General features: G+C 62.5%; 12 protein-coding genes. 3 read left to right on the forward strand and 9 right to left on the reverse strand.

The features are described from left to right. Positions 1-30: 30 nt before the first annotated feature. The 6 genes from iolD to J3P76_RS14525 form a co-directional block, all read right to left on the reverse strand. Complete coding sequence (iolD, locus tag J3P76_RS14500) at positions 31-1,962, reverse strand: 3D-(3,5/4)-trihydroxycyclohexane-1,2-dione acylhydrolase (decyclizing) (protein ID WP_434700875.1); 1,932 nt, start codon at positions 1,960-1,962, stop codon at positions 31-33. A 164-nt stretch (positions 1,963-2,126) separates the two neighbouring features. Then, on the reverse strand, positions 2,127-2,948 hold the full coding sequence (locus tag J3P76_RS14505; RefSeq protein WP_434700876.1) for a TIM barrel protein: 822 nt from the start codon (positions 2,946-2,948) through the stop codon (positions 2,127-2,129). Positions 2,949-2,980: 32 nt separating this feature from the next. Further along, positions 2,981-4,483: a CoA-acylating methylmalonate-semialdehyde dehydrogenase gene (locus J3P76_RS14510; protein WP_420766607.1), complete on the reverse strand. Its 1,503-nt coding sequence runs from the start codon at positions 4,481-4,483 to the stop codon at positions 2,981-2,983. 30 nt (positions 4,484-4,513) lie between these two features. Continuing rightward, positions 4,514-5,323, reverse strand: a complete 810-nt coding sequence (gene iolB / locus J3P76_RS14515) for a 5-deoxy-glucuronate isomerase (protein WP_434700878.1) — start codon at positions 5,321-5,323, stop codon at positions 4,514-4,516. Then, on the reverse strand, positions 5,320-6,213 hold the full coding sequence (iolE, locus tag J3P76_RS14520; protein WP_434563673.1) for a myo-inosose-2 dehydratase: 894 nt from the start codon (positions 6,211-6,213) through the stop codon (positions 5,320-5,322). Before iolE ends, iolB begins: the two co-directional genes overlap by 4 nt. Before the next feature lie 189 nt (positions 6,214-6,402). Further along, positions 6,403-8,340 (reverse strand): bifunctional 5-dehydro-2-deoxygluconokinase/5-dehydro-2-deoxyphosphogluconate aldolase, encoded by a 1,938-nt coding sequence (locus J3P76_RS14525; RefSeq protein ID WP_434700879.1) that lies wholly within the window; start codon positions 8,338-8,340, stop codon positions 6,403-6,405. Positions 8,341-8,653: 313 nt separating this feature from the next. On the opposite strand from J3P76_RS14525, the gene J3P76_RS14530 reads away from it, so the two are divergent. Both J3P76_RS14530 and J3P76_RS14535 read left to right on the forward strand, forming a co-directional pair. Then, positions 8,654-9,574 carry a MurR/RpiR family transcriptional regulator gene (locus tag J3P76_RS14530; protein WP_434611039.1) on the forward strand — a complete coding sequence of 307 codons (921 nt, stop codon included), beginning with the start codon at positions 8,654-8,656 and terminating at the stop codon, positions 9,572-9,574. Positions 9,575-9,607: 33 nt separating this feature from the next. Next, complete coding sequence (locus J3P76_RS14535) at positions 9,608-10,219, forward strand: glutathione S-transferase N-terminal domain-containing protein (protein ID WP_420766612.1); 612 nt, start codon at positions 9,608-9,610, stop codon at positions 10,217-10,219. A 50-nt stretch (positions 10,220-10,269) separates the two neighbouring features. On the opposite strand, the gene hcnC is transcribed toward J3P76_RS14535, so the two are convergent. The 3 genes from hcnC to hcnA are packed head-to-tail and all read right to left on the reverse strand — an operon-like array spanning position 10,270 to position 13,248. Further along, complete coding sequence (gene hcnC, locus J3P76_RS14540; protein WP_434700880.1) at positions 10,270-11,529, reverse strand: cyanide-forming glycine dehydrogenase subunit HcnC; 1,260 nt, start codon at positions 11,527-11,529, stop codon at positions 10,270-10,272. Next, positions 11,522-12,931, reverse strand: coding sequence for a cyanide-forming glycine dehydrogenase subunit HcnB (gene hcnB, locus J3P76_RS14545; RefSeq protein ID WP_434700881.1), 1,410 nt, complete (start codon positions 12,929-12,931; stop codon positions 11,522-11,524). Before hcnB ends, hcnC begins: the two co-directional genes overlap by 8 nt. Beyond that, positions 12,928-13,248, reverse strand: a complete 321-nt coding sequence (gene hcnA, locus J3P76_RS14550; RefSeq protein ID WP_420766636.1) for a cyanide-forming glycine dehydrogenase subunit HcnA — start codon at positions 13,246-13,248, stop codon at positions 12,928-12,930. Before hcnA ends, hcnB begins: the two co-directional genes overlap by 4 nt. A gap of 1 nt (position 13,249) precedes the next feature. Here hcnA and J3P76_RS14555 point away from each other — a divergent pair, with 1 nt between their 5' ends. Further along, the gene (locus J3P76_RS14555; RefSeq protein ID WP_420766615.1) at positions 13,250-13,450 is read left to right on the forward strand and encodes a hypothetical protein; all 201 of its coding nucleotides are present in this window, start codon (positions 13,250-13,252) and stop codon (positions 13,448-13,450) included. The last annotated feature ends 42 nt before the right edge of the window (positions 13,451-13,492 follow it).

Below are 13,492 nucleotides of genomic sequence, written 5' to 3' on the forward strand. Positions count from 1 at the left end.
GTTGAACTCCTTATGTAGGTGTTGGCGCAATCAGTATTGACGGGCCTTGGCCAGTCGTTCGTTGAGGGTCTTGGCGACGGCATCGGTGCGGGCGCTGGTGGAGACCTGCGCCACGCCGACCCGCCACCAGGATAGGTATTTGTGGATCATGGTCTTGGGCAGGACCTTGATGTCGATCAGGGTCGAGACCGTCTGGCGCCGGGCGTCGGCCAATGCCGCGTACAACTCGTCCAACGTCTTGACCGTGTAGGTCTTGCAGCCATAGGCCGCCGCGCTCATGGCGAAATCCACCGGCACAAAGCCGCCATCGAGCTTGCCCGTCTCGGGGTTGCGGAAGCGGAACTCGGTGCCGAAGCTGTCCATGCCGTGTTCCATTTGCAGGTTGTTGATGCAACCGAAGGTCATGTTGTCCAGCAGCACGATGTTGATCTTGCGCCGCTCCTGGATGGAGGTTGCGAGTTCCGAGTGCAACATCATGTAGGAGCCGTCGCCCACCAGCGCGTAGACCTCTTTATCGGGCTCGGCGAGTTTCACCCCCAGGGCGGCATTCACCTCATAGCCCATGCATGAATAAGCGTATTCGACGTGGTAAGTGTTCACGCCCTTGCTGCGCCAACTGCGCTGCAGGTCGCCGGGCAGGCTGCCGGCGGCGGCGACGATGATGGCGTCGTCCGCCAGGGTTTCGTTGAGGGTGCCAAGCACGCGACTTTGGGTCAGGCAGGACCCCGTGAGCTCGATGAATTCACGAAACACTGCGGGGTCCATGTGATCGTTGATTTCCGGGACGAAGTCCTGGGTCTGGAAATCTGCCTGGTAGATCCGGTCCACTTCGGCGTCGAGCTGGGCCTTGGCGTCGGCGATCTGCGCGCCCCATTCGGCACGGTAGTCCCCCAGCTTGTCGGCCAGCGCCTCCAGGCCCGAACGGGCGTCGGCCAACAGTTGCACGCCATCGAGTTTCAGCGCATCGCACGGGCTGATGTTGAGGTTGAGAAATTGCACGTCGCAATGCTGAAACAGCCATTTCGACGCCGTGGTGAAATCGCTGTAGCGGGTGCCGATGCCGATGATCAGGTCCGCTTCCTTGGCCAGCAGGTTCGCCGCCAGGCAGCCGGTCTCGCCAACGCCACCGACATTCAGCGGGTGGCTGGAGACGATGGCGCTTTTCCCCGCCTGAGTCTCGGCAAAGGGAATCTCGAAGCGCTCGGCAACGGCTTGCAATGCAGCATTGGCCCCGGAGTACTTCACCCCGCCACCGCAGATGATCAATGGCTTGCGCTTGCCCTTGAACAACGCCAGGGCATCGCCGAGCATCGCTTCGGTGGCCGGCCGGCGGTCGATGCGGTGCACGCGTTTCTGCAAAAAATAATCCGGGTAATCGTAGGCTTCGGCCTGCACATCCTGGGGCAGCGCCAGGGTCACCGCGCCGGTCTCGGCCGGGTCGGTGAGCACACGCATGGCCTGGATCGCGGCAGTCATCAATTGCTCGGGGCGGTTGATGCGATCCCAGTATTTGCTCACGGCCTTGAAGGCATCGTTGGTGCTGATGCTCAGGTCATGGAATTGCTCGATCTGTTGCAGCACCGGGTCCGGCTGACGACTGGCATAGACATCGCCAGGTAACAGCAGCAGCGGGATGCGATTGGCCGTCGCGGTGGCGGCGGCGGTCAGCATGTTCGCCGCGCCGGGACCAACCGACGAGGTACAGGCGTAGATTCTGCGCCGCAGATGCTGCTTGGCAAACCCGATGGCGGCATGAGCCATGCCTTGTTCGTTGCGGCCCTGATGAACCACCAGGTCGCCGCTGTCCTGCTCCAGCGCCTGGCCGAGGCCCAGCACATTGCCGTGGCCGAAAATGGTAAACACCCCGGCGACGAACTTGCTCTGGACGCCATCGACCTCGACGTACTGGTTATCGAGAAATTTCACCAGGGCCTGGGCCATGGTCAGTCTTGTTGTGGTCATGCTTGCACCTTATTGGAATGCAAATCCGGCAAATTTACTCACCCCCTGTGGGAGCGAGCCTGCTCGCGAAAGCGGCCTGTCAGGCGACATCAGTGTTGGATGTACTGCCGCCTTCGCGAGCAGGCTCGCTCCCACAAGGGGATCTTCATCAAGTCAAAATCAGCTCAGGCCTGGGACTTTTGCAAGTGGCTCATACTCGCCCCCAACGCCTGGCGAATATCGGCCAACCCATGAACACTTTCGGCAAACGGCTCGAAGGACAGGTAACCGTCATAGCCGCCGCGGAGCAGCGCCTCGATCTGCCCGGCATTGCCGAGAATATCCCCCTCGCCCACCAGCACTCGGTGGCCGTCGCGAATGGTCGCCAGTGGCGCTTGGGCATCCTCGACCCCTGAGATGTGAACCAGCCCGGTCAATTCAGGGAAGAACTCCTGCTCGCCGGCCAGATGGTGATGAAAGGTGTCGTGCACCAGGCGAAACACATCCAGCCCGTCGGTGGCCTTGATCGCTTCCACCGCCGTGCGCTTGCGGCGTAGCGAGCATTCTGCAAAACCCAAGGGTTCGATGAAACCGTAGATGCCGAAGGCGCGCAGGATCGGCGCCAGTTCACTTAAGGCAGTACGCAAACCCGCCGCTCGCTCGACCTCGCTGCGCGGATCGGCGCGATCGTTGAGCGGGCACATCACCAATCCCTCGGCGCCACACTCGCGGGCGTAATCGGCCAGGCGCACGGCCTGGGCACGGCGCTCTTCGTTCCACACATCGAACGGGTACAGGGCGTTGATCGACAGCACTTTGATGCCGCGCGCCTCGCACAACTCGCGGACATGGGCCGGCGGCATGCCGTCTTCGATCTCGACACCTTTGAGGTCATTGCGAATCTCGATGGCATCGGTCTTCAACGCCAGCGCCAGGTCGATGAAAGCAGGCAGCGACAGGCGCGGGGCAACCATTCGATTCAAGGCGAAACGCAGGGGCTTGTTCATTGTTGTTCTCCCTCCGGCATTCATGAAATGAGTTATTGGGCAGTGGGCATGCTGAACTCGGGGCCCTTGGCGATGCTGTCGGGCCAGCGCTGCATCACGCTCTTGTAGCGACTGTAGAAACGCAGGCCTTCCTCGCCATAGGCATGGTGATCCCCGAACAGCGAACGCTTCCAGCCGCCAAAGGAGTGCCAGGCCATGGGCACCGGGATCGGCACGTTGATGCCCACCATGCCGACCTTGATGCTGCGGGCGAACGCCCGGGCGATGCCGCCATCACGGGTGAAGCACGACACGCCGTTGCCAAACTCATGGGCATTGATCAGCGCCACCGCCGTGGCGAAATCCGGCACACGAACGATGCCCAGCACCGGGCCGAAAATCTCCTGTTGGTAGATGCTCATCTCGGCGGTGACCTGGTCGAACAGCGTCGCGCCGACAAAAAATCCCTGCTCGGCCCCCGGCACCTTGAAGCCCCGGCCGTCGACGATCAGTCGCGCACCCTCGGCCACGCCAGCATCGATGAAGCCTTCTACCTTGGCCTTGTGTTCGGCGGTGACCAACGGCCCCATGTCGGTGCCGGGTTGCTGGCCATTGCCGACTTTCAGTTGGTCGATACGTGGCAACAGTCGGGCGATCAGCTCATCGCCCACGTCGCCCACCGCCACCGCGATGGAAATCGCCATGCAGCGCTCGCCGGCAGAACCGTAGGCCGCGCCGATCAGCGCGTCCGCCGCCTGGTCGAGGTCGGCATCGGGCATGACGATCATGTGGTTCTTCGCCCCACCCAAGGCCTGCACGCGCTTACCGTGCGCCGTACCCTGCTGGTGGATGTATTCGGCGATGGGCGTGGAGCCGACAAAAGAGATCGCCTCGATGTCCGGGTGCTGCAATAGCGCATCCACGGCCGCCTTGTCGCCCTGGACGACATTGAATACGCCGTCCGGCAGGCCGGCTTCGGTCAGCAAGCGGGCCATCAGCAAACTGGCGGACGGGTCGCGTTCCGAAGGCTTGAGGATGAAGCAGTTGCCGGCAACCAGCGCCAGGGGAATCATCCACAACGGCACCATGACCGGGAAGTTGAACGGCGTGACGCCAGCGCAAACGCCCAGCGGTTGGCGCAAATTCCAGTTATCGATACCGCCGCCAATGTTGTCGCTGAAATCGGTCTTGAGCAGGCTCGGCGCACCGCAGGCGTACTCGACGATTTCGATACCGCGGGTGACTTCGCCGTGGGCGTCGGACAGCACCTTGCCGTGTTCACGGCTGATGATCTGCGCCAACTCATCATGGTGGCGGTCGAGCAATTCCTTGAACTTGAACATCACCCGCGACCGTCGCAACGACGATTGCTCGGACCAGGCCGGGAACGCCGCCAGCGCCGAGGCCACCGCTGCCTCGACGGTACTCGGCTCGGCCAGGGCCACCCGGGCCTGCACCGCGCCGGTGGCCGGGTTGAAGACATTGCTGGAGCGAGCGGTGTCGCCATCCTGCACTTGGCCGTTGATGTAATGGCCTATTACCGGGGTGTCGCTCATTGTCCTGGTTCTCCGTTGGAATGTTCGAATTCAGAAGTCGAGCAGCCAGCTGTGCTGCGGGTCGTTATGGAACTGCCAGACCCGCTTCGGACCGGCCATGACATTCAGGTAATACGACTCGTACCCGTAGGGCACGCTGACCGGGTGGTAACCCTTGGGCACCACCACCAGGTCACTGTTTTCCACGGCCATGGCCTGGTCGATGCTGCGGTCGTCGGTGTAGACCCGCTGGAACACGAAGCCCTGGGACGGGTTGACCTGGTGGTAGTAGGTCTCTTCGAGAAAGCTCTGGTGCGGCAGGTCGTCGGTGTCGTGCTTGTGGGGCGGATAGCTGGACGAATGACCGGACGGCGTGCGCACTTCCACTACCAGCAGCGAGTGGGCCGGTTCGCTGTCGGGCAGGATGTCGCAGACATAACGAGTATTGGCGCCCTTGCCGCGAACGCTGCGTTTCATGCTTTGCGGGCGGATCAGCCGTGGTCCGTATTCATTGCTGGCCGCGCCCGGCGCGGCGCACACCGCTACTTGCACGTCGCTCAAGGCCGTCACCTGGGCCTGGCTGCCGGGTGGCAGGTATGCGGCGTAGGGGGATTTATCCTCGAACACCGAGTGGCGGTCACCGAGGTTGTCCCAGTTGAACGTTCCCTGCCCCGGCGCTTCGCCCTTGAGGTCGATACGCCCGCTGAGCAAGACCACACACAACTCCTTGTCACCGGCCATCACCGGAAGGGTTTCTCCGAGGCTCAGGCGGTAGGCCGCGAAGCCCACGTAATCCAACGCACCATGGGGCAGTTCGACCAGTTTCTGGCCGCCGGGATTGCTCTTGATCAACAGGCTCATGCCGGCATCCTCTCTTGCAGCAGGGCACGCAAGGTGTCGTAGCCCTTCTTGGCGTAGACATAACTCGGCGCCACGGCGGGGTCCTGCTCGGCTTCCACCACCAGCCACCCTTGGTAGTCGGCAGCCAGTAGGACGTCGAGCAACGCAGCGAAATCGATGTCGCCATCCCCCGGCACGGTGAAGGTGCCATTGATGATGCAGTCGGGGAAACTCCAGAGGTTGTTGCGCGCCAGCTGCACCACGGGTTTGCGCACGTCCTTGAAATGCACGTGACAGATGCGCTCGATGTGCTTGCGCAAGACTTGCAGCGGTTCGCCACCGCCCATGTAGCAATGCCCAGAGTCGAACAGCAGGCCCACTTCGCTGCCGGTCAGGGCCATCAGCTTGTCGATGTCCGAAGGCGATTCTACGTAGGCGCCCATGTGGTGGTGATAGGCCAGTCGCACGCCCTGGGACAGGGTGAAGCGCGCCAGTTCGGTGAGCTTGTCGGCGTAGGCTTGCCAGGCTTCGTCGGTGTGAAAGCGCGGGCGTTCGATCAAGGGGATGCGCTGGCCCTGGATGGAGTCAGCCACTTCGCCATAGACCAATACCGTCGCGCCGTTCTGCGCCAGCAGTTCGACATGGCTGGCGATGGCGTCGATTTCCTCGGCCGCCGAACGCCGCGCCAATCGACTGGAATACCAGCCGGAAACCAGCGCCAGGTCGTACGGGCGCAACACGTCGCCGACGCCCTTGGCGTCCTTGGGGAACTTGCCGTTGAGCTCAAACCCTTCGTAGCCGATTTCCTTGCCTTCGCTCAGCGCCGTGCTCAAGGGCGTCTCGCCGCCAAGGGACGGCAGGTCGTCGTTGCTCCAGGAAATCGGGTTGATGCCAATTCGAATAGCGGGCATGGCTGCACCTTTTATTGTTGTCCCTAATGTTCAGCCGATCACCTGTGGCGAGGGAGCTTGCTCCCGCTCGGCTGCGAAGCAGTCGCAAAACTATGGATGCGGTTTTACCTGTCAAATCGAGGGTGGCTGGATTTGGGACTGCTTCGCAGTCCAGCGGGAGCAAGCTCCCTCGCCACAAGGGCCCTGTCATCAAGCCCGGGCACTGCGCCACGCCTCGATCAATTCCACAAACCGCCCCTGCACGTCCCGGATCAACGTTTCGTCATCGATCTCCCCGGCCATCCAGGCCCGGCTCGGCTCCTGGAAAATCGTCCGGCCCACGGCAAAGCCCCGGCAGGTGGTGCTCTGGCTGGCCTGGCGGAAGCCCTCGGCCAATGCGGCGGCCGGGGCGTTGAGGCCCAGCAGCACCACGCCACGGCAGTACGGGTCGCGCTGCTGGATCAACTCGTCGAGTTGCTTCCACTCTTGGGCAGTCTGCGCTTCGATCTTCCACCACGCCGGGAAAATACCCAGGTTGTAGAGGCGCTTGAGGGCGCGATAGAGCACGTCCGGATGGGCTGATGGATGATCCTTCGGCGGGATGACTTCCAGCAGCAACTCATGACCGCTGACCTGGGACGCCTTGTACAAGCCCATCAACTGGGCCTCTTGTTCCAGGCGCAGCAGCGGTTCGTCGTCGGGGTGAAATTGAACCAGGCATTTGATGATCTGTTCCTGCGGCCAGGCAATCAGGTTGCTGCCGATGGAGCGCCCGTGCTCGAACGCCAGCGGCCGCGAGCCCTGCACTTCCACCGGCCGCGCCACCCACCAGCCACGCCCGGTGGCCGCGTTGAGGGAGTCCTGGCCAAAGCGCTGATCGGCCAGCAAACCGACATCGGCGGCGATACCCTGGCGTTGCAGGTCGACCTCGACCCGCTGCACAGCCTGGATGAACAGTTGCTTGAGCTCGCTGATACTGTCGAGGCCACGCCCGCCGCGCTGAGCCAGTTCCACCAGTTGCCAGCGATGGTCGAAGGCGAAGATGAACAACTGCTTCCAGGCCCTGCGCGGCACGCTCACCTGATGCAGCCGTTGCAGCGCGGCATCCTGGTCCGGTCGGGTGATGGGCACCGGGCTGTTGAACAAATAGTCGAGTTCGGCCCGGGTCGGCATCGCCGGAGCGCAGGCATGGCGCGAAACCACCAGGCCACCGCAGGCATTGGCCAACTGGCAGCAGCGCTCATCGTCGGCGTCCTCCAGCCAACCGGCGAGGAACCCGGACATGAACGCATCACCGGCACCCAGCACATTCAAGACTTCGACCCTAACGCCCGGGTAAATGGCGCCGTCTTCCAATCGGTTCGGGATGTCACCGTGGATCACCGTACATCCTTGTGGGCCGAGCTTGACCACCAGGGTTGCCGCCGTCAGCGCGCGCACCGTACGCAGCGCGGCCAGCAGGTCCTCGCTGCCGCCAGCGATGAGGAATTCTTCCTCGGTGCCGACGATCAGGTCGAAACGCGCCAGGATGCCTTGCACGTGCTGGCTGACCTTGCGGTCGGCAACGAAACGGGTTTCACCGTCGGCCTTGCTCGCCAGGCCCCAGAGGACCGGGCGGTAATCGATGTCGAGAACGCATTTGACGTTGTGTTTTCGGGCATGGTCCAGCGCCTGGATGCTCGCGTTGTAGACGCCTTCGGTAGAGAAATGAGTGCCGGTGATCAGCAGCGCCTTGCTGGAAGCGATAAAGGTTTCGTCGATGTCTTCGGCCCGCAGCGCCATGTCCGCGCAGTTTTCCCGGTAGAACACCAGGGGAAAGGTCTCGCGGTCCTTGATACCCAGCAAGACCATGGCGGTCAGGCGCTCGGCATCGACCTTGACGCCGCTGACGTCACAGCCTTCCCGGGCGAGGGACTGCACCAGGAAACGCCCCATGTGATCGTCGCCTACACGGCTCAACATCGCCGATTTCAGCCCCAGGCGGGCCGTACCGAAGGCGATGTTGGCCGACGATCCACCCAGGTACTTGGCAAAACTGCTGACATCTTCCAGCCGCGCGCCGACCTGCTGCGCATAGAGATCGACGCCCAGGCGTCCCAGGCAGATGACATCCAATTGACGCCCACTGGCAAAACGAGTCTGACCCATGCTGGCTCCTGTTATTTTTATCAGCCTGCGCTTGCCGTCGGAACCGACGCCAACGCTTTGGTGGATGCAGACTAAAACGAGCAAGCGCCAAGAATCAATATTTTTTCCATATATTTTTATCGTGGAATATTTTTTCCAATATGCTATTGCTCAACCGGGCCAGACGCGGTGCATCGTTTCAGCAGGCGCTACAACTTCGTTCACCCATGATTTTCCTCCCGCCTACGCTGTAGACTGCGACCAGCCAACCTATTGTCGAGGATCGGCCCGTTTTTCAGGGGCGTCCTATAAGAACAAGCCAGAAGGATTTCCTATGACCCGCCCCGATCTGCAGGCGTCGTCCGAGAGCGCGTCCGAAGCCGCCCTCCCCAGCCCACCGATCAACGCCGAGCGGCTGTTGCAACTGATCACCGAGGAATACGAAGGCCTGCCGCGCCAGCTCAAGCGCATCGCCAGCTATATGAGCCAGCAAAGCGACCGGATCATGGTTGATCGCATCAGCGACATCGCCCGGGAATGTGAAGTGCATCCCTCGGCCATCGTGCGCTTCTCCCAGCGCTTCGGCTTCAGCGGGTTCAGCGAAATGCAGGCTTTGTTCCGCGAGGCGTACACCCACAAAACCACGCCGGTACAGAACTACCAGCAACGCATTCGCAGCATGATCGCCAACAAATCCCAGAAGGCCAGTGCCGGCGACCTGGCCCGGGAATGCGTCAACGCGACCCTATCGGGTATCGAACGCCTGGGGCTGGAGCTCGAAGACGAGGCGTTCGAAAAAGCCGTGGACCTGGTGGTGAATGCCGACAACATCTATGTGGTCGGTGTGCGGCGTTCATTCGCGGTGGCCGATTACCTGGTCTACAACCTGCAGCACACCAACAAGCGCATTCACCTGGTCTCCGGCCTGGGCGGCAGTTATCGCGAGCAGATGCGCAGCGTGCGGGCCAACGACCTGGTGATTGCCATCAGCTTTACGCCTTACGGCAAGGAAACCCAGCACTGCCTGCGCATTGCCCAGCATCACCAGGCGAAGACACTGATCATCACCGACAGCAACTTATCGCCGCTGGCCAAGCGGGCCAACGCGGTGTTGCTGGTCAACGAAGGCAGCTCGTTCGCGTTCCGCTCGTTGAGCGCCACGTTGTGCCTGTGCCAAGCATTGTTCATCGCCGTGGCCTACCGACTCGAACTCAAAGTCGATGAAATCCATGAACAGGTCGGCTTCGAGGATTGATACCCGACCTGCCAAACCGCTGAAGGAGAAGCCATGAAACTGATCGGCATGTTGGACTCGCCCTACGTGCGACGCGTCGCCATTTCCGCCAAATGCCTAGGGATTGCCCTGGAACACGAATCGGTGTCGGTGTTCCGGCAATTCGAGCATTTCCAGAGCATCAACCCGGTGGTCAAGGCCCCCACGCTGGTGATGGATGATGCCTCGGTGTTGATGGATTCCACCTTGATCATCGATTACCTGGAGGCACTGGCCGGCCCGGCGAACAGCCTGATGCCGTCCGATCCAGCCCAACGATTGCGCTCCTTGCAATTGGTCGGGCTGGCGCTGGCGGCGTGCGAAAAGTCGGTGCAGATCTATTACGAACGCACCCTGCGACCGGCGGATATCCAACATGCTCCGTGGCTGTCACGAATTTCGGGCCAGTTGCTGGCCGCCTACGGTGAGCTGGAGCAAGCCCTGGCAAAACAACCGCTGCCCACCGATGGTTCCATCGATCAGGCCGGCATCACCGTCGCCGTGGCGTGGACCTTCACCAACCTGTTGGTGGCGGATCAAGTACAGGGCAAGTCCTTCCCGCAGATCAGCGCATTCACCGCCTATGCCGAAGGGTTGGAAGCCTTTGTCAGCACGCCGGTGGAATGACGGCTGGATACATGCCTTTGTGGGAGCGAGCAAGCTCGCTCCCACAGGGTTCAGGCCGGTTCCATTTTTCTAGGCTCTGGAGTCGGCGCTACCTCGAAGCGGTCGGCCAGGAATGGCGTGATGTCCAGTGGCAGCGGCTCCTGGTTCACCAGTTTGTCCAGCAGCACGCCGGTGATGGCCGAGGTCAGGATACCGGTGCGAAAGTGCCCGCAGGCGGTGAGGTAGCCCTCGACACCGCGCATCGGCCCCAAGATCGGTAGCTCATCGGGTGAGCCTGGACGCAGGCCGGCCCAGGTGCGCTTCAGGTTGATGTCGGCCAGTTGCGGGATACAGCGCACGGCACCCTGTACCAGCCCTTCGATCTCCGGGTAGGTGGTGGTCACGTCGAACCCTTTGTCCTCCGTGGTGCTGCCGATGAGGATTTCGCCGTTGTCTTTCTGCGCCACGTAGCAGTCGCTGGTGGTCAGGCAGCCATTGAGGATTTTGGGCATGCGCTCGGTCAAGAGGATCTGGCCCTTGACTGGCTTGACCGGGATCCGCACGCCCGTTGCCTGCTCGCTCAGGTCCGCCGCCCAGGCGCCGGCAGCGTTGATCAAGGTCTGGCAAGTGAATGTCCCGGCCTCGGCGGTCTTCACGCCGGTGACCCGCGTCCCGCTTCGCAACACGTCAGTCACGTTGGTGTTGAAGAACAGGTCGACACCGTTCTGCCGCGCGCCCTCGGTGTAGGCGTCTGCCAGGCGGAATGGGCTGACCTGATGGTCGCACAGGAATTCCAGGGCACCCCGGGCCTCGTGGCTGACGTTCGGCTCGGCCTCGCGCAATGCCGCCTGGTCGAGCCAGCGCACCTGATCGGCCAGATGAGGAATGCAGGCGACGATATGCTCGGCATACAACCGATCTTCATCGTCGTAGATCACGAACTTGAGCCCGGTCCGTTCGAACTTGAAATCCATGCCATGACGATCGAACAGTTCCCGGTGCAATTGCGGGTACATCGCGTTGGACTGCAAGGCGAATTCGAAAAACGAGTCGGGCAGGATGTGCGGCGTGCTGGCATCCACCGCCACGGCGGCGCCCTGGGCCTGGCGCTTGCGATTGGCTGACATCATCCTGAAGAAAATCACCCCGCAACCCAGGCCCACCGATTCGCCAATGGCCCAGAGGCCACCCGCCGAGGCGCGGGTGGCGTTGCCTGGACGCTTGGCGTCGATCAGGGCGATCTTCAGATGGTTGCGCTTGGACAGCTGGTAAGCGCAGGAGGCGCCGATCACGCCGCCACCGGCAATCACAACATCGTAATGCCTAATCATGGGAAACGGCCTCCGTGCCGAGGTACTGGAACGCTGAAAAAGGAACAGGATCTATGGGGAAACGTGGCCGCAGCCACCCTACATCAGCGCGCCCGGTGGCCTCGCGCAACCGGTCGCTGCAATAACCGACGCACATGCGCCCCTGGCAGTCGCCCATGCTCACGCGGGTGCGCATCTTCAGGCTGGCCATGTCTTGCACGCCCTGCGCCAGGGCCCGGTCGATGTCGGCGCGGGTGGCATGTTCGCAGCGGCAGATCACCGTGTCGGCGGCAGGCAGCGCCGTTTGGCCCGCCCCACGCTGGGTGTAGCGATCGACCGCGGCGCGAAAACGAATGATGCGGTCCAGTTGTGCCTGGTACCGCTCGCGACGCCCGAGGGCTGCCGCCTCATCCAGGACGTTGCGTTGCACCAGCACCGACAGCGCCGCGATGCGCCCGCTCAGCATGGCTGCCTCTCCCCCGCGAATCCCGCCCATGTCGCCCGCCAGATGGACATGCGCCTCGCTGCCCCGTTGCCAGGCATCGGACACGGCACGCAGATAGCCGTCGTCGCTGAAACCATGTTCCAGGCCCATCTGCTGGCTCAGCTGGGTGCGCGGGATAAACCCGTAGCCGACGGCCAACGTCTGGGCCGGCACCTGTTCGGCGCGCGCAAGGTCCGGTTCCCAATTTACGGAGTACGGCGCTACGGTCACGGCGCTCAACTCGCCCTCGCCTTCGGCACGCACCACGCCCCAGCCATAGCGCACGGGAATGCGATGGCGCTTGAGGTACGCGAGCATGCCCAGGCCGTCGAGGAACAGTTGCGGCTTGTTCAGCAGCGCTAGGCTTTCCTTGGCGATCCTGCCGAACGCACACGCCTCATAGACACCCGCCACGGTGACGCCCGAGGCGTGAAGCTGACAGGCCACCAATGGCAATAACGGGCCCGTCCCGGCGATCACCACCGGGCTCGGCGGCTTGACCACGCCGCTCTTGATCTGCAGCTGCAAGCCGCCAAGCATCATCACGCCCGGGAGGGTCCAGCCAGGGAACGGTACGCTGCGTTCATGGCACCCCGCTGCCAGGATCAACTGCGAATAGGCAACCGACCGCAAGCGCTCGTGCGCATCGAGCAGCGTCAGCGCCCGGAATCCCTCCGCCCCGATGACACGGCAGCCCAATTGCACGTCGATCAGGTCGGCGTGGCGCTGGAAGTCCCCGTGGAGCTTCTCCAACGCTTCGCTGTAGCGGGCCCCCAGGTAATCCAGGCATACGCCATCGCGCAAGGGGCCGCGATACACCACGCCACCGAGGCGCGGCGCCTCTTCGAGCAAGGTGCAGCGCACCCCGTGGGAGGCCAGCTCGGTAGCCGCCGCCATGCCCGCCGGCCCGCCGCCGACGATGACCGGATCGAGGTTCATGGCGCCTCCGTTTCAGCAATGCGGTTGGCCCGGGTCTCGATCTGCATGCCGGGGCGCACGAGAGTCTGGCAGGCGCGGCGCTTATGGCGACCATCGATCTTGACCAGGCAGCAATGGCAAACCCCCATGCCGCAATAGGCGCCACTGATCTGGTCGTGGTCGTTGCGGGCCACCTGCCGGCGACCCAGGGCCTGGATCACGGTAAGCACGGTTTCGCCCTGGGCGGCATTGACAGCCTGTCCGTCCAGGAGCACGGTCATGTCAGCCTCGAGCGGCTGGATATCGTATTGTCGGTGTATGAGGTCTTGAGGTTGCATCATGCAGCTCTTCCTTGAAGGTTCAGTCGGTCTTGGCTCCTTGCGGCACGCCACCACCCGCCTTGCGGCGATGCCCATCGGCGACTGCGCGCCAAAACAGGGCAACAGACGCAGCATGCTGGTGCGCGGCGCAATGATGTTAGGGATTATTTGTGACGAAGTGTTGATCCAGGCCAATCAATGCGCACGTCCGCGCCCATGAACTTTTTTTCAGAAAGCCGACAGGTATTCTTTGGCAGAATGC

The sequence above is a fragment of the Pseudomonas sp. D1-36 genome (assembly GCF_051132205.1).
Taxonomy (GTDB): Bacteria; Pseudomonadota; Gammaproteobacteria; order Pseudomonadales; family Pseudomonadaceae; genus Aquipseudomonas.

What these genes read in the sequence shown, in the direction of transcription:
- iolD (WP_434700875.1), bottom strand. Translation starts at nt 1,962, where the DNA reads ATGACCACAACAAGACTGACCATGGCCCAGGCCCTGGTGAAATTTCTC.
- J3P76_RS14505 (WP_434700876.1), bottom strand. Translation starts at nt 2,948, where the DNA reads ATGAACAAGCCCCTGCGTTTCGCCTTGAATCGAATGGTTGCCCCGCGC.
- J3P76_RS14510 (WP_420766607.1), bottom strand. Translation starts at nt 4,483, where the DNA reads ATGAGCGACACCCCGGTAATAGGCCATTACATCAACGGCCAAGTGCAG.
- iolB (WP_434700878.1), bottom strand. Translation starts at nt 5,323, where the DNA reads ATGAGCCTGTTGATCAAGAGCAATCCCGGCGGCCAGAAACTGGTCGAA.
- iolE (WP_434563673.1), bottom strand. Translation starts at nt 6,213, where the DNA reads ATGCCCGCTATTCGAATTGGCATCAACCCGATTTCCTGGAGCAACGAC.
- J3P76_RS14525 (WP_434700879.1), bottom strand. Translation starts at nt 8,340, where the DNA reads ATGGGTCAGACTCGTTTTGCCAGTGGGCGTCAATTGGATGTCATCTGC.
- J3P76_RS14530 (WP_434611039.1), top strand. Translation starts at nt 8,654, where the DNA reads ATGACCCGCCCCGATCTGCAGGCGTCGTCCGAGAGCGCGTCCGAAGCC.
- J3P76_RS14535 (WP_420766612.1), top strand. Translation starts at nt 9,608, where the DNA reads ATGAAACTGATCGGCATGTTGGACTCGCCCTACGTGCGACGCGTCGCC.
- hcnC (WP_434700880.1), bottom strand. Translation starts at nt 11,529, where the DNA reads ATGATTAGGCATTACGATGTTGTGATTGCCGGTGGCGGCGTGATCGGC.
- hcnB (WP_434700881.1), bottom strand. Translation starts at nt 12,931, where the DNA reads ATGAACCTCGATCCGGTCATCGTCGGCGGCGGGCCGGCGGGCATGGCG.
- hcnA (WP_420766636.1), bottom strand. Translation starts at nt 13,248, where the DNA reads ATGCAACCTCAAGACCTCATACACCGACAATACGATATCCAGCCGCTC.
- J3P76_RS14555 (WP_420766615.1), top strand. Translation starts at nt 13,250, where the DNA reads ATGCAGCTCTTCCTTGAAGGTTCAGTCGGTCTTGGCTCCTTGCGGCAC.